The organism is Streptomyces sp. AM 2-1-1 (genome assembly GCF_029167645.1).
In the GTDB taxonomy this organism is placed as follows: Bacteria; Actinomycetota; Actinomycetes; order Streptomycetales; family Streptomycetaceae; genus Streptomyces.
Map to the genome: position 1 here is coordinate 5,936,217 of NZ_CP119147.1, position 23,281 is coordinate 5,959,497.

Genomic DNA, 23,281 nt, shown 5'->3' on the forward strand with positions numbered 1-23,281 from the left:
GACGGAACGACCGGGCGCCGGATGGTCCAATGAAGGGGTGAACCCCCAACCGTCCGAACCCCCCGCTCACGCGTACGAGGCGGAGGACGCCGCCGCCCCGCCCGGCACCGGGGGCGCCCCGGTCGGGCGGCGGCTCGTGCTGTCCATGCTGGGGCTCGGCGCCGCCGCGGTGGTCGCCGCACCGGTGCTCCAGCGCGCCGTCTCGGCGGGGGTGGAGGCGCTGGCGGCCAAGGACCCGACCGGCCTGACCGGCCTGCTCCCCGCGGGAGGGGGGTTCCGCTACTACTCGGTCGCCGCCTCCGTCCAGGAGAAGAGCGCCGCCGATTACCGCCTCACCGTCGACGGCCTGGTCGACCGGCCGGCCTCGTACACCCTGGACGCGCTCGCCGCGCTCCCGCAGACGCGCACGGTCCGCGACGTCCAGTGCGTCACCGGCTGGCGGGTGCCCGAGACCCCCTTCGAGGGGGTGCGGCTCTCCGCGCTGCTGGACGCGGCCGGCGTACGCCCCGGGGCGAAGGCGGTCCGCTTCACCTGCTTCGACGGCACGTACACCGAGAGCCTCACCCTCGAACAGGCCCGGCGCCCCGACGTGATGGCGGCGCTGCGGATGCGGGACGCACCCCTCTCGCACGCGCACGGCGGCCCGGTCCGGCTCTACGTGGCCCCCATGTACTTCTACAAGTCGGCGAAATGGCTCTCCGGGATCACCGTCACCGACTCCGTGCGCCCCGGTTACTGGGAGGAACTCGGCTATGACGTCGACGCCTGGGTCGGACGGTCCAACGGCCGCGACGACGCCCCCACCGTCTGAGCCGGCCGCGAAGGCACCGGTGCGGCGGCTCCGCTTCAGCCCCGCCGAACGCTGGGTGCACCGGACCACCGCCTGGCTCACGCTCGTCTGCGTGGCGACGGCCGCCTTCCTCTACGTGCCCGAGCTGGCCCAGCTCGTCGGGCGGCGGCGCCTGGTGGTGACCGTCCACCAGTGGTCCGGACTGCTGGTGCCCCTGCCGCTGCTGGCCGGACTCGGCTCCCGGGCGCTGCGCGCGGACCTGTCGCGGCTCAACCGGTTCGCGCCGCACGACCGGCAGTGGCTGCGGGCGGCGCGCCGGCGCGACCACCGGCCCGCGTCCCGCCCGGCGGGGAAGTTCAACGCGGGCCAGAAGCTCTGGGCGGCGTGGATCGCCGGGGCCCTGCTGGTGATGCTCGGCACAGGGCTGCTCATGTGGTTCACCGGGCTGTCGCCGCTGGTGCTGCGTACCGGCGCCACCTTCGTCCACGACTGGCTGGCGCTCGCCGTCGGGCTGGTGGTGGCCGGACACATCACGAAGGCGCTCGCCGATCCGGAGGCACGCCGGGGCATGCGGACCGGATCGGTCGAGCGCCTGTGGGCCCGCCGGGAGCATCCGCTCTGGCGGGACTCCGAGGGGGAGTAGGGGCCGGGGGCCGTCAGGCACCCCGCGTGGCTCCCACCGCACCAGGGAGAGGTGGCTCCCCCAGGTGGCTCCTCACGACACCGGGGAGAGGGGTGTCCGGCTACAACACCAGGGAGAGGAGCAGGATGAAGGCCAGCGAGCAGACGGAGATGATGGTCTCCATCACCGACCAGGTCTTGACCGTCTGACCGATATCCATCCCGAAGTACTCCTTCACCAGCCAGAATCCCGCGTCGTTGACGTGGCTGAAGAAGAGCGAGCCGGCACCGACCGCGAGGACCAGCAGCGCGGCGTGCGCGGTCGACATGTCGGCCGCCAGGGGGGCGACCAGACCGGCCGCCGAGATGGTCGCCACCGTCGCCGAACCGGTCGCGAGACGGATGCCGACCGCGATCAGCCAGCCGAGCAGCAGCGCCGGGATCGACCAGTCCTCGGAGAACTCCAGGATCATCCGGCCCACGCCGGAGTCGATGAGCGTCTGCTTGAAGCCGCCGCCCGCGCCGACGATCAGCAGCACGCCCGCGATCGGGGCGAGCGACTTCTCGACGGTGCCGGCCAGCCGGTCCTTGGTGAACCCGGCGGCCCGGCCCAGCGTGAACATGGCGACGATCACGGCGGCGAGCAGCGCGATCAGCGGGGAGCCGATGACGTCCGTGACCTTCTGGACGCCGTTCTCCGGGTCGTCCACGACGATGTCGACCAGGGCCTTCGCCAGCATCAGGACGACCGGCAGCAGCACGGTGGCCAGCGTCGCGCCGAAGCTCGGGCGGCGCTCCAGCTCCTCGGAGGCGCGCTCGGGGACCATGCGCTCGGGCGCCTTGATGTCCACCCAGCGGGCGGCGTACCGGGAGAAGAGCGGTCCGGCGATGATCACGGTGGGAATGGCGACGACCACGCCGAGGGCGAGGGTGACCCCGAGGTTCGCATCGATCGCGTCGATCGCGACGAGCGGGCCGGGGTGCGGGGGTATCAGCCCGTGCATCACGGAGAGCCCGGCGAGCGCCGGGATGCCGATCCGCATCAGGGAGTAGTTGCCGCGCTTGGCGACGAGCAGCACCACCGGGATCAGCAGCACGATGCCGACCTCGAAGAAGAGCGGCAGACCGACGATGGAGGCGATCAGCACCATCGCCCAGGGCATCGCCCGTCCGCTCGCCCTCGCGAGGATGGTGTCCACGATCTGGTCCGCGCCGCCGGAGTCGGCGAGCAGCTTGCCGAGGATCGCGCCCAGGGCGATGAGGACGCCGACGCCCGCGACGGTGGAGCCGAGACCCGCCGTGAAGCTGGCGATCGTCTTCTCCAGGGGCGCTCCCGCGAAGGAGCCGAGCGCCAGCGAGCCGATGGTCAGCGCCAGGAAGGCGTGGAGCTTGAGCGTGGTGATGAGCAGGACGATGACGGCGATGCCGGCGAGGACGGCGATCCCCAACTGCGCGTTGCCCGCGGAGGTGATGGGTTCGACGGCGTCCGCTGCCAGCGTCTCGACGCTGAGACTGGTCACGGTGAGGGGTCCTTAACTCGCGAGCCGGCGCAGCGCGGCGACGGCCCGGTCGGTGATCTCTTGGGGGGTGCCGGCCACGTCGACCTCGACGCCCGCCTCGTCCGCCTCCAGCGGCTGGAGGGTGGCGAACTGCGAGTCGAGCAGCGCGGTCGGCATGAAGTGGCCCTGGCGCGCGGACATGCGCCCCTCGATGAGGGCGCGGTCTCCGGTCAGGTGCAGGAAGACGGCGTCCGGGGCCTCGGCCCGCAGACGGTCGCGGTAGGCGCGCTTGAGCGCGGAACAGGCGACGACGCCGCCGAGCCCGGCCCGGCCGTGCGCCCACTTCCCGATGGAGTCCAGCCAGGGCAGGCGGTCCGCGTCGTCCAGCGGGGTACCGGCGGCCATCTTGGCGATGTTCGCCTCGGGGTGGAAGTCGTCGCCCTCGGCGTACGGGACGCCCAGTGCGGTGGCGAGCAGGGGGCCGATCGTGGTCTTGCCGGTCCCTGCCACGCCCATCACCACGACGACGTGGGGGGTGCTCATTGGTGCCTCGCTGTCTTCTTCGACATCGGTCCGTCGCGCTACTGAAACGCATTAGGTCGTACTTATTCAAGTCCTTGTGACATAAACGTCGTACTTAATGACCTCTGGAGTCCGTCCGATCCCTCCGATCCGTCGGACCGGCGCCGGCATCCGGCGCCTTCCCCGGCCCCCGCACGTCACACCGCCCCGGGCCGCTCCCCGCCGAAGGCCGCCCGCAGTGTCCCCAAATCGCCCCGTACTCTTGCCCCATGACCACCACGAGCCCGGGGCTCCACACGCAGGTGCTGGACGCCCTCGGTCTGGAGATCACCTCGGGCGAGCGCCGACCGGGCGACGTGCTGCGCACCGACGAGATCGCCCAGCGCTTCGAGGTCTCCCGCACGGTGGTCCGCGAGGTGGTCCGCGTCCTGGAGTCCATGCACCTGGTGGAGTCCCGGCGCCGGGTCGGGGTGACCGTGCGCCCCACCGAGGCGTGGAACGTCTTCGACCCCCGGGTCATCCGCTGGCGGCTGGCCGGCGCCGACCGGCCGCGCCAGCTCCGCTCGCTGACCGTCCTGCGGTCGGCCGTCGAACCGGTGGCCGCCTCGCTCGCCGCGCGGTACGCCACCCCGGCCCAGTGCGCGGCCCTCACCGCGTGCGCGCTCGGGATGGTCGAGACCTCGCGCGGCCAGCGGCTGGAGGAGTACCTCCGCCACGACGTCGCCTTCCACCGGGTCGTGCTGAACGCCTCGGGCAATGAGATGTTCGCCCGGCTGGGGGACGTGGTCGCCGAGGTCCTGGCGGGCCGCACGCACCACCAGGTGATGTTCGAGGACCCCGACCCGGCCGCCGTCACCCTGCACGTGAAGGTCGCCGAGGCGGTGCGCGAGGGCGACGCGGAGGCCGCCGAGCGGCTCACCCGCGCGATCGCGTTCGGCGCCCTGGAGGAACTCGACGTACTCGCGCCCTGAACGCCCGCCCGGGTCTGCGTGGGCCCCCCTCGCACCGCGTACCGTGGTCGGCGTTCGATCATCGGACGGCGGTCGGACGTCGCAGGGGCGCGGGGCCGTCACACAGAAGGAGCCAGGGTATGCCGCAGCAGGTGCAAGGCGTCGTCGCACCGGGGAAGAACGAGCCGGTACGGGTCGAGACGATCGTGATCCCGGACCCGGGTCCCGGCGAGGCCGTGGTGAAGATCCAGGCGTGCGGTGTCTGCCACACCGACCTGCACTACAAGCAGGGCGGCATCAACGACGAGTTCCCCTTCCTCCTCGGCCACGAGGCGGCGGGTGTGGTGGAGTCGGTCGGCGAGGGCGTCACGGACGTCGCCCCCGGCGACTTCGTCATCCTCAACTGGCGGGCCGTCTGCGGCCAGTGCCGCGCCTGTCTGCGCGGGCGCCCCTGGTACTGCTTCGACACCCACAACGCGAAGCAGAGGATGACGCTGCTCGACGGCACCGAGCTCTCCCCGGCGCTCGGGATCGGCGCGTTCGCGGAGAAGACCCTCGTCGCCTCCGGGCAGTGCACCAAGGTGGACCCCGCGGTCTCCCCGGCCGTCGCCGGCCTGCTCGGCTGCGGAGTCATGGCGGGCATCGGCGCCGCCATCAACACCGGTGAGGTCGGCCGCGGCGACTTGGTCGCGGTCATCGGCTGCGGCGGCGTCGGAGACGCCGCCGTCATGGGCGCGCGGCTCGCGGGTGCGGCGAAGATCATCGCCGTGGACGTCGACGACCGCAAGCTGGAGACGGCGAAGAAGATGGGTGCCACCCACACCGTCAACTCCCGCACCGAGGACCCGGTCGAGGCGATCCGCGCCCTCACCGGCGGCAACGGCGCCGACGTCGTCATCGAGGCGGTCGGCCGCCCCGAGACGTACGAGCAGGCTTTCTACGCCCGCGACCTGGCCGGCACCGTCGTCCTGGTCGGCGTCCCCACCCCCGAGATGCGCCTCGAACTCCCCCTCCTCGACGTGTTCGGCCGCGGCGGCTCGCTGAAGTCCTCCTGGTACGGCGACTGCCTGCCCTCCCGCGACTTCCCCATGCTCGTCGACCTGCACCAGCAGGGCCGCATCGACCTCGGCGCGTTCGTCACCGAGACCGTCGGCCTCGGCGACGTCGAGCGCGCCTTCGAGCGCATGCACGACGGCGACGTCCTGCGCTCGGTGGTGGTCTTCTGATGGCCGCCCGCATCGACCACCTGGTCACCTCCGGCACCTTCGCGCTCGACGGCGGTGAATGGGAGGTCGACAACAACGTCTGGATCGTCGGCGACGACCACGAGGCGATCGTCATCGACGCGGCCCACGACGCCGACGCCATCCTCGCCGCCCTCGGCGGACGCACGCTTCGCGCCATCGTCTCCACCCACGCGCACAACGACCACGTCGACGCGGCTCCCGCCCTCGCCGACGCCACCGGCGCCCCGGTCCTGCTGCACCCGGCCGACCTGCCCCTGTGGCAGCAGACCCATCCCGACCGCGCGCCGGACGGCGACCTGGCGGACGGCCAGGAGATCGAGGTCGCGGGCGTCCGGCTGACCGTCCTGCACACCCCGGGCCACGCGCCCGGCGCGGTCTGCCTCTACGCCCCCGAACTGGCCACGGTCTTCACCGGGGACACCCTCTTCCAGGGCGGGCCCGGCGCCACCGGCCGCTCGTTCTCGGACTTCCCGACCATCGTCGGCTCGATCCGGGACCGGCTCCTCGCCCTCCCGGCGGACACCACGGTGCGCACCGGTCACGGCGGCGCCACCACCATCGGCGCGGAGGCCCCGCACCTGGACGAGTGGATCGCGCGCGGTCACTGACCGCCGCGGACGCCCGTCCCGCTCACCGGTCCGGCCACGCGGAGAGCCGCAGCCCGCTCCTGAAGCGGCGCGGCTCACCCGTGACCGGATCGGTGAACTCCAGGACCCGCGCGAGGAGTTGCAGCGGACGCGACCAGTCGTCCGGCGCACTCTCCGGCTCGACCACCGGATAGAGCGGGTCGTTGACCAGGGGGAGCCCCAAGGCGCTCATGTGCAGCCGCAGCTGGTGGGTGCGTCCGGTGGTGGGAAGCAGCCGGTAGCGCCCCAGCCCGTCCCGGTGCTCCAGCAGCTCCACCCGGCTCTCGCTGTTCGGCTCGCCCGGCTCCTCCCGCGCCGCCACCACCCCGCGGTCCTTCACGATCCGGCTCCGCACGGTCCGGGGGAGCGCCAGAGCCGGGTCGTACGGGGCGACCGCCTCGTACTCCTTGCGCACCAGCCGGTCGCGGAAGAGCGTCTGGTACGCGCCGCGCTCCCCGGGACGGACCACGAAGAGCACCAGGCCCGCCGTCAGCCGGTCCAGCCGGTGCGCGGGCTGGAGGTGCGGCAGCTCCAGCTCGTGCCGGAGCCGCGCCACGGCCGTCTGGGTCACGTGCCGGCCGCGCGGAGTGGTGGCGAGGAAGTGCGGCTTGTCGGCGATCACCACGTGCTCGTCCCGGTGGACCACCCCGACCGGGAACGGCACCGGCTCCTCCGGCGCGAAGTCCCGGTGGAACCAGAGACCGAGTCCCGACGCGTACGGCAGGTCGCCCGCCACCGCCCGCCCGTCCGCGCCGACGAACCGGCCCTCGTCCAGCATGGCCGCCACCCGTGCCGCCCCCACGGCGGCCCCGAACCGCTCCCGCAGATGGTCGCCCACGGTCGCCCAGGCCCCCTCCGGGTCGGCGGGCAGCCGTACCCGCACGGGATCGACGCCCTCGCGCTGGGGGAGCGGCGCGGCGGCCGCCCCACGCCGACGCCGGCCCCTCACCGCAGGGCCCGGCGGCGGCATGGAGCGGCGGTCCCGGCCGGCCGCGGGGACCGCGGGCCGGTGGACGCGGGGGCGGACATGGGGGTTCCCTTCGGTCGGCAAGGGCAAAGGCAAGGGCGGTGGCAACGGCGGCGACCGGGAAGAGGGCGACCCCCGGCCCCAACGCAGAAAGACCCCAGATCGACTGGGGTCTTTCGCTGGTGTCCGAGGGGGGACTTGAACCCCCACGCCCGATAAAGGGCACTAGCACCTCAAGCTAGCGCGTCTGCCATTCCGCCACCCGGACAAGGTGTCTGTCGTTCCCGGGGCCGCTGTTCCCGTCCTGTTCCGACGTGGAAAACAATAGCAAACATCCGGGGGTGCTCGATCACCCCCCGGAGGGCCCCCGGCTCCGGCCCCCGGCTCCGGCCCCCACCCCGTGTGACGGGAGCGTGTCGTCGTGGGGGACGGCCTTGGGCCGCGCGGGGCGGGCGCGGGAGGATGGAGGGGAGCACCACCGTGACAGTGGAAGGAAGCAGTGTGAGCGAGAGCAGCGCCTCCCAGGCAGGTCCGTCCGGCAAGGCCGGCAACGCGGAGAACGAGGTCGTGGACCTCTGCCGTGAGCTGATCCGGATCGACACCAGCAACTACGGGGACCACTCCGGCCCCGGCGAGCGGCTCGCCGCGGAGTACGTCGCGGAGAAACTCGCCGAGGTCGGGCTGGAACCGCAGATCTTCGAATCGCACAAGGGGCGTGCGTCGACCGTGGCCCGGATCGAGGGCGAGGACCCCTCCCGGCCCGCGCTGCTCATCCACGGGCACACGGACGTCGTCCCGGCCAACGCGGCCGACTGGACCCACGACCCGTTCTCCGGAGAGATCGCGGACGGCTGCGTCTGGGGGCGTGGCGCGGTCGACATGAAGGACATGGACGCCATGACGCTGGCGGTCGTCCGCGAGCGGATGCGCAGCGGCCGCAAGCCCCCGCGCGACATCGTGCTGGCGTTCCTCGCGGACGAGGAGGCCGGCGGCACCTACGGCGCCCGCTACCTCGTCGACAAGCACCCGGGACTCTTCGAGGGTGTCACCGAGGCGATCAGCGAGGTCGGCGGCTTCTCCCTCACCGTCAACGAGCAGCTGCGCCTCTACCTCGTCGAGACGGCCCAGAAGGGCATGCACTGGATGAAGCTGACCGTGGACGGCACCGCCGGGCACGGTTCGATGATCCACAAGGACAACGCCATCACGGAACTCTCCGAGGCGGTCGGCCGGCTGGGGCGCCACCAGTTCCCGGTCCGGGTCACCAAGACCCTGCGCCACTTCCTGGACGAGCTCTCGGACGCCCTGGGCACCGAGCTGGACCCGGAGAACATGGACGAGACGCTCGCCAAGCTGGGCGGCATCGCCAAACTCATCGGGGCTTCCCTGCGCAACACCGCCAACCCCACCCAGCTCGGCGCGGGCTACAAGGTCAACGTCATCCCCGGCGAGGCGACCGCCCACGTGGACGCCCGTTTCCTGCCGGGGTACGAGGAGGAGTTCCTGGCCGACATCGACCGGATCCTCGGCCCGAACGTGCGGCGCGAGGACGTCCACACGGACAAGGCGCTGGAGACGACCTTCGACGGCGCCCTCGTGGACGCCATGCAGAAGGCCCTGGTGGCCGAGGATCCGATCGCGCGGGCCGTGCCGTACATGCTGTCGGCCGGTACGGACGCCAAGTCCTTCGACGACCTGGGTATCCGGGGATTCGGCTTCGCCCCGCTGAAGCTGCCGCCGGAGCTGGACTTCGCCGGCATGTTCCACGGCGTGGACGAGCGCGTCCCGGTGGACGGCCTGCAGTTCGGCGTGAGGGTGCTGGACCGTTTCATCGACCACAGCTGAGCGAGGGGTGCGCGCCTCCGGCCGCCTGCCTCGGTACGGCCTATTCGCCCACCTGTTTGCACCTCACTGGAAAGAGTGAAAGGGGGGTTGGGCTCGTAGCCCCCGGAATTCCTCCTCGTTACAGGTGATGCGGTCCGCGGCTGGGACCGCATTTCCAACGAGGAGGAACAATGATCAAGAAGATTGCCGCCGCTGCGGCTGTCACCGGCGGACTCGTACTCGCGGGCGCCGGCATGGCCGTCGCCGACGCGGGCGCCCAGGGTGCCGCCGTCGGCAGCCCCGGTGTCATCTCGGGCAACGTCATTCAGGTCCCCGTCCACGTTCCGGTGAACGTGTGCGGCAACACGATCAACGTGATCGGGCTCCTGAACCCGGCCTTCGGCAACACCTGCGTCAACGCGTGACGTCGTGCGTCAACCCGTGAGGGTTTGAGCCCGGTCGGCCCCGGAGCGCGCGCCATGCGCTCCGGGGCCGACCGGCATTCGGCCCTCGCACGGTCGTGTCCGGGGGTATTTCGGAAGTGCAGAAGGCAGGAAAAGAACCTATGCGACAGGTCACTCGTAAAGGCCTGATCACCATGGCGGCGGCGGGCGGAGTGCTCGCACTCGGTGGGGGCTACGCGCACGCCGATTCCGGAGCGGCGGCCGCCGCCACGAATTCCCCGGGCGTGGCATCGGGGAACACCATCCAGATTCCGATCGACGTTCCGGTCAACGTGTGCGGAAACTCCGTGGACGTCATCGGTCTGCTCAACCCGGCGTTCGGAAACAGCTGCGCGAACGTGTCCCAGGGCGCGTCGGACGGCTCCTCGCACGCCGGCGCCGGAGACACCTCGGCGCACCAGGGCGGTACGGCCGGCTCCGGGACCGGCAGGCACCGCGCCACCGACTCCCCGAGGGCCACCGGCGGCACCGGCGCCACCGCGGAATCGGTCGCGCAGGGCTCACCCGGCATCCTCTCCGGCAACAGCGTCCAGGCGCCGGTGGACGTCCCGGTCAACGTCTGCGGCAACTCCGTGGACGTGGTGGGCCTGCTCAACCCGGTCTTCGGCAACGACTGCGTCAACGACGCCGCCTACGTGCCGCCGCCCGTCGTGCCGGAGGTTCCGCCGGTCACGCCCGAGGAGCCCGTCGCTCCGCCGGCCCACGAGCCGCCCGCCCCGGAGGTGCACACCCCGCCCGGTGAGCAGCTCGCGGAGACCGGTGCCGGTGACCTCGGCCTGCTGATCCCGGCCGGCGCGGGCATGCTGCTCGCCGGTGCCGGAGCGGTGTTCTACCGCCGCTCGCAGATCGCGGCGTGATGCTGTGACCTGCGGGGAGGGTCATCCGTGACCCTCCCGGCGGCCCTCGGCACGCCGCGCGCGTCCCTCGCCACGCAGGGGAGGGGGCCGTCCGGACGGGGCCGGGGCGCGCGAGACGGCCGCGGTCCGGTCGTCGGGCCGCGGGCCGGACACGCCCGAGCCCTCCCGGCCGGCCGGGTGCCGTGCACGGGGTGGAGGAGCGGGTCCCGCGGTCGCGGGGCCCGCTCCGTGCGTCACCAGGTGGCCCGGAGCTGGCGGATGATCCGTCTCCGCAGCCGCACCCTGCGGCTGCCGTCGTGGCGGAGCGTCAGCCGTTCCAGCTCCCAGTGCCCGTACTCGGCATGGTCGGTCAGAAGTCGGGCCGCATCCTTGCGGGAGACCCCGCGCGGCACGTACACGTCGACAAATTCGTATTCCGGCATCGCATCTATTGTGCGGGCAGAGCCCCGGTACGGATAGCGTCTGCCTCATGTCTGATGCTGCGCAGCCCACCGCTGCCGAGGTACGTGCCGCCGCCGAAGCGGTCAAAGCCGCGATCGACCGTCACCTCGACGCGGTCGAACGCCGTAGCGGGGACGAGGACCCCGCCGTGTACGAAGCGTTCAACGCTCTGGCGGCCGCCGCCGAGGTCTACGACGAACTCCTCTACGAGCGCCACGACGAGGTCACCCCCTTCGAGATCCCGGGTGCGGACGACTCGCTGCCCCCTTACGCCGGTCCGGCCGAGCCGGCCGCCCTCAGTGTGCTGATCCGGCGCGATTACGCGGTGGCGGAACCGCAGCGGCTGCTCGCCCAGGCGCAGCGGCTCGCGGACGCCGACCCGGACGACCTCGACAGCCGCCACGCCGCGGTCGTCGGGGCGAGCGTCCACGCGGCGCTCGGCGTGCTCTTCGGGGAGTACGAGCCCGACGAGATCGCCTCCCGGCACGAGGAGTTCGGTCTCGAGGAGGGGGACTCCACGCTCTGGGTGGCCGCCGCCGAGGAAGCCGGGGAACCGGGGGAGTGGCTCGGCTCGCCCTTCGACGACGTGGACCCCGAGCTGGTGGTCTGCCGCTTCGACGTCAGCGCGGTCTTCGACGAGGACCTGGACGACGGGGACGACGAACTGATCGCGGGCCCCGACGTGGACCTGGACGGCCTCCCGGCGCACGGGGCCTGACGACGCCCTCCGCCCGCTGGGAAGGGTCCGGTGGCCCGGTGCACCACGCACCGGGCCACCGGCCTGTCCGGGACCCTCCCGTGAGCCTGAGCCCCGGGGCCCCGGCAGCCCGGCCCTGTGCGGCCCTCAGGAGGACGCGCCGGGCGTCGGCAGGGCCTCCAGCAGGGCACGCAGCCGGGTGGTGCGCTCCTGCGCCGGGATCCCGGCCACCGCCCGGGGCAGCGCCTGGTCCACCCCGTGCACCACGGAGAGATGGCGCTCGCCGCGGCCGAAGGCGGTGTACACCCACGGCCGGCTGAGCCCCTTCGCCGCGTCGCCGGGGAGCACCACGACCGCGGCCGGCCAGCGCGTCCCCGCGGCCTGATGGGCGCTGAGCGCCCAGCCGTGCCGGACCTCCGAGACCACCCGGTCCTGCGGTACGACGACGGGAGCGCCCTCGCACTCCAGCCGCAGCCCCTCGGCATCCGCCGACACGACGACTCCGGACACGGCCCGGCCCGGTGCGGGCACGTGGACCACCAGGTCGCCCGGGTCGAAGCCGCCGAACCGGCCGGGGCCGGGGTTGAGACGCTCCTTGAGTGCGGCGTTCAGCGCCCGGGTGCCCGCCGAACCGCCGTGGCCCACGGTGATCACCCGGGTCTCCGCCGGCGTGATGCCGAACGCGCGCGGTACGGAGTCGGCGACCAGCTGCACGGTGCGGTGCACCGCCTCGCCCGCGTCCCGCACCGGAACGATCACCACCTCCTTGCCCGGCGCCCCGACCTGGTTCAGCTCGCCGATGCCGATGCCGGAGACCAGCTCACCGATGGGCCCCGGGTCGGGCGTGCGGGAGACCACCTGCGGGCAGGCGCGGGCGGCGAGCACATCGCCGAAGACCCGGCCCGCTCCGGCCGAACCCAGCACCCCGGGGTCACCGCTCAGCGCCAGCCGGGTGCCGTCCGCGAGGGACTCCACCAGGGCGGCCCCCGTCTCCACGTCCAGCTGCGGGGCGTCCAGCACCACCAGCAGGTCGAGGGCGAGGGCTCCCTCCTCGTCCCGGCCCGGTCCCTCGGCACCGGAGAGCAGCCCGGCCAGGGTGACGGCCGCGGCGGGGTCCCCCACCGCGGCCGCCAGCCGGCGGCGGCCGTCGGCGCTGTGCGTGGCGCCCAGAGCCCGCAGACCCAGCCCGCGGGCGGCCGACAGCAGGGCGGCCGGCTCCGCGCGGGCCGCCTCGCCGCCGGCGTGGACGACGAGTCCCGCCCCGGCGACCGCGCGGATCAGCTCGGCGGCCGACGGCGAGGGAGCGGCCGAGGCGGCACCGCCCCAGTCGGCGCCCTTCTCGCACGCGTCGGCCAGCCGGCCAAGACCGTCCGCGAGGCTCTCCTCGGCCAGGGCGTACCGGTCGAGCCCGAGCAGAACGGGACCGGACTCCTCCTCGCCGGATCCCCCGCTGCCGGCGCCCTCGTCGGCGTCCTCCCCGTCCGCGTACTCCTCCGCGGCGCCGTCCTCGGCGCCGGCCGGGTCCACGCCCTCCTCGAAGAGCAGCGCTACCCCGTCGGCCACGGCGTCGTCGACGGCCGTCTCCGGGTCGCTCACCCCGTGGCCGGCCAGGGCGGTGCGCACCGTCTCGGCGTCCAGGGCCGTGTGGCCGCGTACGGCGGCCTGTTCCAGCAGCCATCCCACCAGTGCGGCGGTCCGGCGCCCGTCGTCGGGACCGCACTCCGGTCCCAGCAGGGACCGGGCGAACCCGTCCGCCTGCTCGGGGCGCACCCCGGGGACGGCCAGCAGCTGCCAGGGATCGGTCCGCAGTACCCGGGCCGCCCGCTCGCCCAGAATCCGGACGGCCCCGGACGCGAGGGCCGCGGGGGCGCCCGCCCCGGCCAGTACCTCCCGCACCGCTTCCACGGCCTCCTCGGGCGCCTCCTGCGGCGCCGGAGCGGCGAGGGCGGAGGGCTGGGGCGGGCGGGGGCGGTCGGGCGCGGGGGCGGCCGGTCGCGGCGCGGGGGCGGTGCCCGCGCCGTAGAACGCGGAGGCGGTCTTCTCGCCGCTCTCCACCGCCCGGACCGCGGCGAGCAGGTCGGCGGCCGTGCCGCTCAGCCCCGTCCCCGCGGCGATCGGACCTTCCTTCCCGGCCTTCCGCTGCTCGATGCGCCGGCGCAGCTCACGCTGGGCGGCGAGCTCGGCCTGCGCCTCCGAGACGGCGGGGGCGTCCCCGGCGTCAGCGGTGCCGGTGGCGTCGGCGGTCTCGCCGTCCCCGCTCTCCTTGTCCCCGGGCTCCTCGTCCGACGACTCCCCGGGTGTGGCCGCCGCGTCACCGGAACCCACGGATCCGGTGTCCTCGGGCAGGGCCGAGCGGTCTTCCGCGGGCTCCTGTGGGCGGTCCTCGGGGTCCGCGGGGTCCTGGGCGGGGCGGCCCGGCGAGTCCCCTCGGGAAAGCGCAGTCACAGCGTGCTCCAGTCCTGGTCGGGATAGCGGTGCACGGGCGCCGACACGTCGTCGAGCGCCTGGCAGATCTCGTCAGGAAGCGTAAGCGCCTCCACCGACAGGGCCTCGGTGAGCTGCTGCGCGTTGCGCGCGCCGATGACGGGGGCGGCCACTCCCGGCCGGTCGCGCACCCAGGCGAGCGCGACCCGCAACGGGGTGGTGGCCAGCCCGTCCGCCGCGGTGGCGACCGCCTCGACGATGCGGCCGGCCGCGTCGTCGAGATACGGCTCCACGAACGGCGCCAGCTGCTCGGAGGCCCCACGCGAACCGGACGGCGTGCCCGAGCGGTACTTGCCGGTCAGGACCCCGCGCCCCAGCGGGGACGAGGGCAGCAGCCCCACCCCGAGGTCGAGCGCGGCGGGCAGCACCTCGCGCTCCACGCCGCGCTGGAGCAGGGAGTACTCCATCTGCGTACTCGCCAGCCGGGTGCGGACCCCGGGGGCCGCCAGCTGCCAGGTCGCCGCCTTGGCCAGCTGCCAGCCGCAGAAGTTGGACACTCCGGCGTACCGCACCCGGCCGGAGGAGACCGCCAGGTCGAGCGTCTGGAGCGTCTCCTCCAGCGGAGTCACCGGATCGAAGGCGTGCACCTGCCACAGATCGACGTACTCCGTGCCCAGCCGCTCCAGCGACGCGTCCAGCGCGGCGAGCAGATGTCCGCGCGAGCCGTTGAACCTGCGGTACGGATCGCGCACGCTGCCCGCCTTGGTGGCCACCACGAGGTCCTCCCGGGGTACCAGCCCGCCCAGGAGCCGCCCGAGCATGTACTCCGCCTCCCCGCCCCCGTAGGCGTCGGCGGTGTCGACCAGAGTGCCGCCCGCGTCCCAGAAGGTCTTCAGCTGGTCGGCTGCGTCGTGCTCGTCGGTGTCCCGGCCCCAGGTGAGGGTGCCGAGCCCGATCCGGGACACACGGAGGCCGGTACGGCCGAGATGCCTCTGCTCCATGGGCGCTGAGAGTACTGTCCGGGCCCACGCGGCGGGGAAGCCTGTGGACAACCGCACGGCCGCCCCGGCCCTCCCGGACGGCGCCCCGCCGCGCTAGAGTCCGGCGGACAGGGACGTTACTGATCAGTAAGGGGAGTGGATATGCGGCTCGGCATCAATCTCGGTTACTGGGGCGCGGGCATGGACGCCGACAACCTCGCCGTCGCGCAGGAGGCGGACCGCCTCGGCTACGACGTCTGCTGGGCGGCGGAGGCGTACGGTTCCGACGCGCCGACCGTGCTCACCTGGGTCGCGGCGCAGACCGAGTCCATCGACGTGGGCTCCGCGATCATGCAGATCCCGGCCCGCCAGCCCGCCATGACCGCCATGACGGCGGCCACCCTCGACTCCCTCTCCGGCGGCCGCTTCCGGCTCGGCCTCGGCGTCTCGGGACCGCAGGTCTCCGAGGGCTGGTACGGCGTCAAGTTCGACAAGCCGCTCGCCCGCACCCGCGAGTACGTCGACATCGTCCGCAAGGCGATGGCCCGCGAGCGCCTCTCCTACGAAGGGCAGCACTGGACACTGCCGCTGCCCGGCGGCCCCGGCAAGCCGATCAAGCTGACCGTCCACCCGCAGCGGGAGCACATCCCGCTCTACATCGCCGCCATCGGCCCGAAGAACCTGGAGCAGACCGGCGAGATCGCCGACGGCGCCCTGCTGATCTTCCCGTCCGCCGAACACCTGGAGGAGACCGCGCTGCGGCACCTGCGGGCCGGCCGTGAGAAGGCCGGGCTGCCCCTGGAGGGCTTCGACGTCTGCCCGACCGTCCCGCTGGCGGTCGGCGACGACGTCACGGGTCTCGCGGACATGTTCCGCCCCTACACCGCGCTCTACGTCGGCGGCATGGGCAGCCGGAAGCAGAACTTCTACAACCAGCTCGCCCAGCGCATGGGGTACGAGCGCGAGGCCGCCGAGATCCAGGACAAGTACCTCGACGGCGACAAGAACGGCGCCGCCGCCGCCGTCCCGCACCGGCTGATCGACCAGACCACCCTGCTCGGCCCGGTCGACCGGATCGCCGACGGGATGCGCGCCTACGCCGAGGCCGGTGTCACCACGCTCACCCTCGCCCCGGCCGGCTTCACGCTGGAGGAGCGGATCGCGGCCCTGCGTGCCGGCACCGAGGCCCTGGAGCGCTCCGGCGCCGCCGAGTAGCGGCCCCGGGGGTCCGGCGGACGGCGCCGGACCCCCGGCCGGAGCGGGACTCGCCTCCGCTCCGGTTGCCCGGAGCGCCGCGGGGCCTTTGACTGCTTATCTGCGGACACCGGTACGGAGGTGGCAGTCATGCTCTCGGCAAAGAGCCTCTTCCAGGAGATCCTCGACGACGACGAGTCGTTCCGGCTCTTCTGCTCGATCGCCGCCAGCGGTGAGTCGCAGGGCGGCTGGGAGAACGCCCGCATCGCCGCTCTCGTGCCCGGGAGCCAGCGCGCCCTCGCCCCGAAGATCGCCCGGCACGGCGCCGACGAGGACAAGCACGGCCGGATCTTCCACGCGCTGCTGAGGAAGCGCGGGCTGACCGCCGCCGACGTCCCGGCCGACACCGACTACACGATGCTGCTGGAACGCCGGGGAATCGGTCTCGCCCACGAGCAGCTGAAGGGCGAGCACCCGCTCGCGGAGCGCGACGTCGTCACCTACCTGGCGCACAGCCGGGTCACCGAGCAGCGGGCCTCCGAGCAGATGCGCCTGCTGCTGAGGTACTTCGGCGACGACCCCGTCATCGGCCGCGCCGTGCGGATGATCTCGCAGGACGAGGACAACCACCTCGCCTACTGCCACGAGGAGCTGCTGCGCCTCGCACGGGCCGGCCACGGCCGGGAGATCCAGCGCATCCTGCGCGCCTGTGCCCTCGCCGAGATCGCGGTCTACCGCGACGTCAGCCTCGCCGTCATGGCCCACATGGGCCGCATCCTGAACTGGCCCCGGCCGAAGGCGGCGGCGCTGGCGGCGGGGATCCGCGCGATGTACGCGTACGAGCGGCTGGCCGGCTGGCGCCGGATGGTCAGCCTGGCGGAACCCGAGCGCCGCGACGCCCTCGGCGCACCGGCCGTGGTGAGCACCGAGTTCGCCTGAACACCCGCCCGGCGCGGGGCGGCGCGGTCAGAGCCAGCCGCGCCGCTTGAACTGCCGGTACAGGCCGAGGACCACTCCGGCCATCAGCACGATCAGCGCCGGATAGGACCACACCCAGTGGAGTTCCGGCATGTGGTCGAAGTTCATGCCGTAGATGCCCGCGACCATGGTGGGTACGGCGGCCATCGCGGCCCACGCCGAGATCTTGCGCATGTCGTCGTTCTGCCGGACACCCATCTGCGCGAGATGCGCCGAGAGGATGTCCGAGAGCAGCCGGTCCAACCCCTCGACCTGCTCGTTCGCGCGGGTCAGGTGGTCGCCGACGTCCCGGAAGAAGGGCTGCGACTCCGTGTGCACGAACGGCACCCCGGTCCCCGAGAGACGGGTCATCGGTGCCGTCAGCGGTGCGGCGGCCCGGCGGAACTCCATGACCTGGCGCTTGAAGGTGTAGATGCGGCTCGCGGTGTGCTGGGACTCCGCGTTGCCGCTCGGCGCGAAGACCTGGGTCTCCAGCTCCTCCAGGTCGATCTGCAGCTCGCCCGCCACGTCTATGTAGTGGTCCACGACCGAGTCGCTGACGGCGTACAGCACGGCGGTCGGGCCCTGCCGCAGCACCGAGGGGTCCGCCTCCAGACGCCGGCGCACGTTCGCCAGCGGGGCGCTCTCGCCGTGGCGGACGGTCACCACGAAGGAGTCGCCGACGAAGACCATCAGCTCGTCCGCGCTGACCGTGTCGCTGTCCGGTTCGTACGCGATCGGCTTGAGCACCAGGAACAACGAGTCGTCGTAGACCTCCAGCTTCGGTCGCTGGTGCGCGCTCAGCGCGTCCTCCACCGCCAGCGGATGGAGCCCGAACTCGTGGGTCACCAGGCTGAACTCCTCCTCGGTGGGCTCGTGCAGCCCGATCCAGAGGAACGCGTCCCCCTCGGCCCGCGCCTCGGCGAGCGCGTCGGAGAAGTCGTCGGGGCCGTCCGTCCGGCGCCCGTCCCGGTAGATGGCACAGTCGACAATCACGTCGCGCATTCTCCCCCGCCATGGCCGAAAGCACACGCTCGCCCCACCCGGAGCGCCTGCCGGGGCCGCCGGCACCGGCGCGCGGGGGCCGCGGGCCCGAGGGCCGGCGGCCCCGGCGCCGGACCGGCCGCGAGGAGGACGAGGGGCCGCGTCCGCCCTTCCCGCACCTGCGGGGGAGGGCCGGCCGGGGTGGACCGGCCGGCCCGTAGGCTTGCCGCCATGCCCACCCTGATCCTCGTACGCCACGGCCGCTCCACCGCCAACACCTCCGGGGTGCTCGCGGGCCGTACCCCCGGTGTCCAGCTGGACGAGCGCGGCGCCGAACAGGCCGCCGGGCTGCCCGGACGCCTCGCCGGGATGCCGCTCGTCGCCGCGGTCAGCAGCCCCCTCGAGCGCTGCCGGCAGACCCTCCAGCCGCTGCTGGACGCCCGCCCCGGCCTTCCCCTGCACGTCGAGGAGGGCCTCTCCGAGTGCGACTACGGCGACTGGTCGGGGCGCAAGCTCGCCGAACTCTCCGACGAACCGCTGATGTCCGTCGTGCAGCAGCACCCCTCCGCCGCCGCCTTCCCCGGCGGCGAGTCGATGCGCGCCATGCAGAACCGTGCGGTGGACGCGGTCCGGGCCTGGAACACGCGGATCGAGGCCGAGTACGGCGAGGACGCCGTCTACGTGATGGCCTCGCACGGCGACATCATCAAGGCCGTCGTCGCCGACGCGCTCGGCATGCACCTCGACCTCTTCCAGCGCATCCACGTCGACCCCTGCTCGCTCACCGCCATCCGCTACACCCGGTTGCGCCCCTTCCTGCTGCGCCTCGGCGACACCGGCGACCTCGCCGGTGTCGCCCCCCGCGAGCAGGGGCTCGGCACCGACGCCACCCCCGCCGACGAGTCCCGGCCCGCGGGGGACGACGGATCGCACGCGCAGGTGGGGGGCGGCGCTGGGGCGCCGTGATCGCTCCTGGCGATAGGGTGGACGGGCCGTGAGGGCCCGTCCGGGGTCCGTCCGGCACCCGTCCCCGGGCGGCCGGGGCCAGCCTCCGTCCGCCGCCGATTCCTCAAGGGAGAACTGGACGTGTCCCGTCAGGTGTTCCTCTACGACCCGCCGGAACGATTCGTGGCCGGCACGGTCGGACTGCCTGGCCGCCGTACGTTTTTCCTCCAGGCGTCCGCAGGCGGCCGGGTCACCAGCGTGGCTCTGGAGAAGACCCAGGTCGCCGCGCTCGCCGAACGGATCGACGAGCTGCTCGACGAGGTCGTCCGGCGCACCGGCGGCAACTCGCCCGTGCCGGCCGTCGCCCCCGTGACCGTCGCCGACACCGCGCCGCTCGACACCCCCGTCGAGGAGGAGTTCCGGGTCGGCACGATGGCCCTCGCCTGGGACGGCGACGAGCAGTGCATGATCGTCGAGGCCCAGGCCCTCGTCGAGATGGACGTCGACACCGAGGACGACCTGGCGGCAGCCGAGGAAAGGCTTCTCCAGGACGAGGAGAACGGCCCGCCGATGCTGCGGGTGCGCCTCAGCGGCGCCCAGGCCCGGGCATTCGCCAAGCGCGCCCTCGACGTCGTGCAGGCCGGCCGCCCGCCGTGCCCGCTGTGCAGCCTGCCGCTCGACCCGGAAGGACACGTGTGCCCGCGTCAGAACGGATACCGGCGCGGGGCATGACGACCGCAGCCGAACTGGTCACCCTGCTCACGGAGGGCCGGCTCACCGTCGTCGGCCGCGTCCCGGGAGCCTCCAACGCGGTCCTGCGCTGCACGGTCGCGTACGAGGGCGTGGAGCTGCCCTGCGTGTACAAGCCGGTCGCCGGCGAGCAGCCGCTCTGGGACTTCCCCGACGGCACCCTCGCCCAGCGCGAGGTGGCGGCCTGGGAGGTCTCACAGGCCACCGGCTGGGGGCTCGTCCCGCCCACCGTGCTGCGCGAGGGCCCGTACGGCGAGGGCATGTGCCAGCTGTGGATCGACGTCGTCGCGGACACCGCGCCCCTGCTCGCCCTGGTCGAGGGCGAGGAGCCGGCCGAGGGGTGGAAGGCGGTGGGCCTCGCCGACGTGGGCGAGGGGAACACCGCCCTGCTGGTCCACGCGGACGACACCCGGCTGCGGCGGCTCGCGGTGCTCGACGCGGTGATCAACAACAGCGACCGCAAGGGCGGCCACCTGCTCCCCGCCCCCGGCGGGCTGCTCTACGGCATCGACCACGGCGTCACCTTCCACTCCGACGACAAGCTGCGCACCCTGCTCTGGGGCTGGGCGGGCGAGCCGCTGACCGCCGAGGCGGTCGAGGTGCTGGAAGGGCTCGCCGCCGGGCTGGAGCCGGACGCGCCGCTGGCCGCGCGGCTGGGCGCACTCCTCACCCCGGCCGAGGTGGACGCCGTACGGGGACGCGTCGCCGCGCTGCGGCGGACGGGGCGGCACCCGGTGCCGAGCGGGCAGTGGCCGGCCATCCCGTGGCCGCCGGTCTGACGGGGCCCGCGCGGGGGTCGCCGCCTCGGCCCCGCGCCCGCTAGCGGGGCCGAGGCGGTTTCGTCAAGAACGCGTCTTCGGACACGATTCGCCATCCGGTTCGTATCCGGAACCTCCGTCCGGTTACGCTCATGTCATGCATGCCTGGCCCGCTTCTGAGGTCCCCGCCCTGCCTGGCAAGGGCCGCGACCTTCGGATCCACGACACCGCGACCGGCGGACGGATCACCCTTGACCCCGGTCCCGTCGCCCGCATCTACGTCTGCGGCATCACGCCGTACGACGCGACCCACATGGGTCATGCGGCGACCTACAACGCGTTCGATCTCGTACAGCGCGTGTGGCTCGACACCAAGCGGCAGGTTCACTACGTCCAGAACGTGACCGACGTGGACGACCCGCTGCTGGAGCGGGCCGTGCGCGACGGAGAGGACTGGACCGCACTCGCGGAGCGCGAGACCGCCCTGTTCCGCGAGGACATGACCGCGCTGCGGATGCTCCCGCCGAAGCACTACATCGGCGCGGTCGAAGCCATACCGGGCATCGTGCCGCTCGTCGAGCGGCTGCGCGACGCCGGTGCGGCGTACGAGCTGGAGGGCGACGTCTACTTCTCCGTGGAGGCGGACCCGCACTTCGGTGAGGTCTCCGGACTCGACGCGGAGGCCATGCGGCTGCTCTCCGCCGAGCGCGGCGGCGACCCGGAACGCCCCGGCAAGAAGAACCCCCTCGACCCGATGCTCTGGATGTCCGCCCGCGAGGGCGAGCCCAGCTGGGACGGCGGCAGCCTCGGAGCCGGACGGCCCGGCTGGCACATCGAGTGCGTCGCCATCGCCCTGGACCACCTCGGTATGGGCTTCGACGTGCAGGGCGGCGGATCCGACCTCGCCTTCCCGCACCACGAGATGGGCGCCTCGCACGCGCAGGCCCTGACCGGCGAGCACCCCTTCGCCCAGGCGTACGTCCACGCCGGCATGGTCGGCCTCGACGGCGAGAAGATGTCCAAGTCGCGCGGCAACCTCGTCTTCGTCTCCACCCTCCGCCGCGAGGGCGTGGACCCGGCGGCGATCCGTCTCGCCCTGCTCTCGCACCACTACCGGAGCGACTGGGAGTGGACCGACCAGGTCCTCGCCGACGCCGTCGCCCGGCTCGCACGGTGGCGCGCCGCCGTCTCCCGTCCTGACGGCCCGTCGGCGGACGCCCTGGTCGAGGAGGTCCGCGAGGCCCTCGCCGACGACCTGGACGCCGCGCGCGCGCTGGCCGCCGTGGACCGCTGGGCCGAGCGCCAGCAGGCCGGGGGCGGCACGGACGAGGGAGCACCCGGGCTCGTCTCCCGTACCGTCGACGCCCTCCTGGGCGTCGCCCTGTAGTACCGGACACCCCGCGGACGCGATGGCCCCGGTCCTCTCCACGGAGAGGACCGGGGCCATCGCGTCCGCGGGGTGCGGGGCCGTCCGGACGGCCGGTCAGTTCTCCGACGCGTCGCCGTCGTCGGACTGCCGCTCGTTCTTCTCCCCGGACCTGCCGTCGGTGGTACCCGGCGCGCTGCCCGGGACACCGCCCGTACCGCTCGCCGGACCGGGTTCGGGACGCTGCGGCTTGGGCGGACGGGTGCGGCCACCCGCCGGATCCCGCAGGTAGGAGGCGTCGCCGCTCTCCGTCGCGTGTCCGCCGGGCGGCTGGCCCGGACCGGGCCCGGGGTCGCGCCGACGCAGATAGCGTTCGAACTCGCGGGCGATGGCGTCTCCGGACGCCTCGGGGAGTTCGGCGGTGTCCCGCGCCTCCTCCAGCGTCTGGACGTACTCGGCCACCTCGCTGTCCTCGGCGGCCAGCTGGTCCACGCCGAGCTGCCAGGCGCGGGCGTCCTCGGGCAGCTCGCCCAGCGGGATGCGGAGACCGAGCAGGTCCTCCAGCCGGTTGAGCAGGGCCAGGGTCGCCTTCGGGTTGGGCGGCTGCGAGACGTAGTGCGGTACGGCGGCCCACAGGCTCACCGCCGGCACGCCCGCGTGGGTGCACGCCTCCTGGAGGATGCCGACGATGCCGGTCGGCCCTTCGTACCGGGTCTCCTCCAGGTCCATGGTCGCGGCCAGGTCGGGGTCGGAGGTGACCCCGCTGACCGGCACCGGCCGGGTGTGCGGGGTGTCACCGAGCAGGGCGCCGAGGATGACCACCATCTCCACGCCCAGCTCGTGGGCGAAGCCCAGCAACTCGTTGCAGAACGACCGCCAGCGCATGGAGGGTTCGATCCCGCGGACCAGTACCAGGTCGCGGGGCCTGTCGCCGCCGACACGGACCACCGAGAGCCGCGTCGTCGGCCAGGTGATCTTCCGTACACCCCCGTCCAGCCACACGGTGGGCCGGTTGACCTGGAAGTCGTAGTAGTCCTCGGCGTCGAGCGCCGCGAACACCTCGCCCTTCCACTCCCGGTCCAGGTGCCCGATCGCGGTGGAGGCGGCGTCACCGGCGTCGTTCCAGCCCTCGAACGCGGCCACCATGACCGGGTCGACCAGCTCGGGTACCCCCTCGTCGAGCTCGATCACCCAGGCCTCCTTCAGAAGTTCCCTCGCGTATACGTACGCACCAACCTTACGGCGTGGAGCATTCCCATCCGAAGCCCCTTTGCACGGGTGGGTGAACCTCGTCCATCGAGGTGCGGAAGGGGACGATACGGGGCATCTGTCTCCGGATTCATCCGAGCTGTCGCCCCCGAACTTCTCCCGAGGCTGGACGAACGGGCTGGTATGGCGCTATACATCGGATGATCACT

General features: G+C 73.2%; 23 protein-coding genes and 1 tRNA gene. 15 read left to right on the forward strand and 9 right to left on the reverse strand.

The window, feature by feature from the left end; translation table 11 throughout:
• Positions 1-37: 37 nt before the first annotated feature.
• Together PZB77_RS25850 and PZB77_RS25855 are read left to right on the forward strand one after the other, a co-directional pair.
• Positions 38-811, forward strand: a complete 774-nt coding sequence (locus tag PZB77_RS25850) for a molybdopterin-dependent oxidoreductase (protein ID WP_275495022.1) — start codon at positions 38-40, stop codon at positions 809-811.
• Positions 753-1,433 (forward strand): cytochrome b/b6 domain-containing protein, encoded by a 681-nt coding sequence (locus tag PZB77_RS25855; protein ID WP_275495023.1) that lies wholly within the window; start codon positions 753-755, stop codon positions 1,431-1,433. Before PZB77_RS25850 ends, PZB77_RS25855 begins: the two co-directional genes overlap by 59 nt.
• Positions 1,434-1,533: 100 nt before the next feature.
• On the opposite strand, the gene PZB77_RS25860 is transcribed toward PZB77_RS25855, so the two are convergent.
• Both PZB77_RS25860 and PZB77_RS25865 read right to left on the reverse strand, forming a co-directional pair.
• Entirely contained in the window at positions 1,534-2,931 is a 1,398-nt protein-coding gene (locus tag PZB77_RS25860) for a gluconate:H+ symporter (RefSeq protein ID WP_275495024.1), read from the reverse strand.
• 12 nt (positions 2,932-2,943) lie between these two features.
• Entirely contained in the window at positions 2,944-3,453 is a 510-nt protein-coding gene (locus PZB77_RS25865; RefSeq protein ID WP_275495025.1) for a gluconokinase, read from the reverse strand.
• A gap of 248 nt (positions 3,454-3,701) precedes the next feature.
• Here PZB77_RS25865 and PZB77_RS25870 point away from each other — a divergent pair, with 248 nt between their 5' ends.
• From PZB77_RS25870 to PZB77_RS25880, 3 genes are all read left to right on the forward strand, one after another.
• On the forward strand, positions 3,702-4,403 hold the full coding sequence (locus tag PZB77_RS25870) for an FCD domain-containing protein (RefSeq protein WP_275495026.1): 702 nt from the start codon (positions 3,702-3,704) through the stop codon (positions 4,401-4,403).
• A gap of 119 nt (positions 4,404-4,522) precedes the next feature.
• Positions 4,523-5,608: an S-(hydroxymethyl)mycothiol dehydrogenase gene (locus tag PZB77_RS25875; protein ID WP_275495027.1), complete on the forward strand. Its 1,086-nt coding sequence runs from the start codon at positions 4,523-4,525 to the stop codon at positions 5,606-5,608.
• Positions 5,608-6,237 (forward strand): MBL fold metallo-hydrolase, encoded by a 630-nt coding sequence (locus PZB77_RS25880; protein ID WP_275495028.1) that lies wholly within the window; start codon positions 5,608-5,610, stop codon positions 6,235-6,237. Before PZB77_RS25875 ends, PZB77_RS25880 begins: the two co-directional genes overlap by 1 nt.
• A 22-nt stretch (positions 6,238-6,259) precedes the next feature.
• On the opposite strand, the gene PZB77_RS25885 is transcribed toward PZB77_RS25880, so the two are convergent.
• Together PZB77_RS25885 and PZB77_RS25890 are read right to left on the reverse strand one after the other, a co-directional pair.
• Positions 6,260-7,204 (reverse strand): RluA family pseudouridine synthase, encoded by a 945-nt coding sequence (locus PZB77_RS25885; RefSeq protein ID WP_275495029.1) that lies wholly within the window; start codon positions 7,202-7,204, stop codon positions 6,260-6,262.
• 198 nt (positions 7,205-7,402) lie between these two features.
• A tRNA-Leu gene (locus PZB77_RS25890) sits at positions 7,403-7,490 on the reverse strand.
• Positions 7,491-7,723: 233 nt separating this feature from the next.
• Between PZB77_RS25890 and PZB77_RS25895 the strand changes: the two genes are divergently transcribed.
• From PZB77_RS25895 to PZB77_RS25905, 3 genes are all read left to right on the forward strand, one after another.
• Complete coding sequence (locus tag PZB77_RS25895; RefSeq protein WP_275495030.1) at positions 7,724-9,067, forward strand: M20/M25/M40 family metallo-hydrolase; 1,344 nt, start codon at positions 7,724-7,726, stop codon at positions 9,065-9,067.
• A gap of 170 nt (positions 9,068-9,237) precedes the next feature.
• On the forward strand, positions 9,238-9,471 hold the full coding sequence (gene chpH, locus PZB77_RS25900) for a chaplin ChpH (RefSeq protein WP_275495031.1): 234 nt from the start codon (positions 9,238-9,240) through the stop codon (positions 9,469-9,471).
• Between the two features lie 140 nt (positions 9,472-9,611).
• Positions 9,612-10,367: a chaplin gene (locus PZB77_RS25905; RefSeq protein ID WP_275495032.1), complete on the forward strand. Its 756-nt coding sequence runs from the start codon at positions 9,612-9,614 to the stop codon at positions 10,365-10,367.
• A gap of 233 nt (positions 10,368-10,600) precedes the next feature.
• Here the strand turns inward: PZB77_RS25905 and PZB77_RS25910 are convergent, their stop codons facing one another.
• On the reverse strand, positions 10,601-10,789 hold the full coding sequence (locus PZB77_RS25910) for a DUF5703 family protein (RefSeq protein WP_275495033.1): 189 nt from the start codon (positions 10,787-10,789) through the stop codon (positions 10,601-10,603).
• Between the two features lie 47 nt (positions 10,790-10,836).
• Between PZB77_RS25910 and PZB77_RS25915 the strand changes: the two genes are divergently transcribed.
• On the forward strand, positions 10,837-11,526 hold the full coding sequence (locus tag PZB77_RS25915) for a hypothetical protein (RefSeq protein ID WP_275495034.1): 690 nt from the start codon (positions 10,837-10,839) through the stop codon (positions 11,524-11,526).
• Positions 11,527-11,652: 126 nt separating this feature from the next.
• Here the strand turns inward: PZB77_RS25915 and PZB77_RS25920 are convergent, their stop codons facing one another.
• The gene (locus tag PZB77_RS25920) at positions 11,653-13,950 is read right to left on the reverse strand and encodes a helix-hairpin-helix domain-containing protein (RefSeq protein WP_275495035.1); all 2,298 of its coding nucleotides are present in this window, start codon (positions 13,948-13,950) and stop codon (positions 11,653-11,655) included.
• Entirely contained in the window at positions 13,947-14,930 is a 984-nt protein-coding gene (locus tag PZB77_RS25925; RefSeq protein ID WP_275495036.1) for an aldo/keto reductase, read from the reverse strand. The genes PZB77_RS25920 and PZB77_RS25925 overlap by 4 nt, the downstream gene beginning before the upstream one ends.
• Positions 14,931-15,071: 141 nt before the next feature.
• Between PZB77_RS25925 and PZB77_RS25930 the strand changes: the two genes are divergently transcribed.
• Positions 15,072-16,124, forward strand: coding sequence for an LLM class F420-dependent oxidoreductase (locus PZB77_RS25930; protein WP_275495037.1), 1,053 nt, complete (start codon positions 15,072-15,074; stop codon positions 16,122-16,124).
• A 129-nt stretch (positions 16,125-16,253) separates the two neighbouring features.
• Positions 16,254-17,042, forward strand: a complete 789-nt coding sequence (locus PZB77_RS25935) for a ferritin-like domain-containing protein (RefSeq protein ID WP_275495038.1) — start codon at positions 16,254-16,256, stop codon at positions 17,040-17,042.
• 27 nt (positions 17,043-17,069) lie between these two features.
• Here the strand turns inward: PZB77_RS25935 and corA are convergent, their stop codons facing one another.
• Positions 17,070-18,065, reverse strand: coding sequence for a magnesium/cobalt transporter CorA (gene corA, locus PZB77_RS25940; RefSeq protein WP_275495039.1), 996 nt, complete (start codon positions 18,063-18,065; stop codon positions 17,070-17,072).
• Between the two features lie 210 nt (positions 18,066-18,275).
• Between corA and PZB77_RS25945 the strand changes: the two genes are divergently transcribed.
• The 4 genes from PZB77_RS25945 (at position 18,276) to mshC (ending at position 21,884) form a co-directional block, all read left to right on the forward strand.
• Complete coding sequence (locus tag PZB77_RS25945) at positions 18,276-19,010, forward strand: histidine phosphatase family protein (protein ID WP_275495040.1); 735 nt, start codon at positions 18,276-18,278, stop codon at positions 19,008-19,010.
• Positions 19,011-19,130: 120 nt separating this feature from the next.
• Positions 19,131-19,721: a DUF3090 domain-containing protein gene (locus tag PZB77_RS25950; protein WP_275495041.1), complete on the forward strand. Its 591-nt coding sequence runs from the start codon at positions 19,131-19,133 to the stop codon at positions 19,719-19,721.
• The gene (locus PZB77_RS25955; protein WP_275495042.1) at positions 19,685-20,518 is read left to right on the forward strand and encodes an SCO1664 family protein; all 834 of its coding nucleotides are present in this window, start codon (positions 19,685-19,687) and stop codon (positions 20,516-20,518) included. Before PZB77_RS25950 ends, PZB77_RS25955 begins: the two co-directional genes overlap by 37 nt.
• A 136-nt stretch (positions 20,519-20,654) precedes the next feature.
• Positions 20,655-21,884 carry a cysteine--1-D-myo-inosityl 2-amino-2-deoxy-alpha-D-glucopyranoside ligase gene (mshC, locus tag PZB77_RS25960; RefSeq protein ID WP_275495043.1) on the forward strand — a complete coding sequence of 410 codons (1,230 nt, stop codon included), beginning with the start codon at positions 20,655-20,657 and terminating at the stop codon, positions 21,882-21,884.
• A gap of 96 nt (positions 21,885-21,980) precedes the next feature.
• Here mshC and PZB77_RS25965 read toward each other — a convergent pair whose 3' ends face one another.
• Entirely contained in the window at positions 21,981-23,054 is a 1,074-nt protein-coding gene (locus tag PZB77_RS25965; RefSeq protein WP_275495044.1) for a PAC2 family protein, read from the reverse strand.
• Positions 23,055-23,281 lie beyond the last annotated feature (227 nt).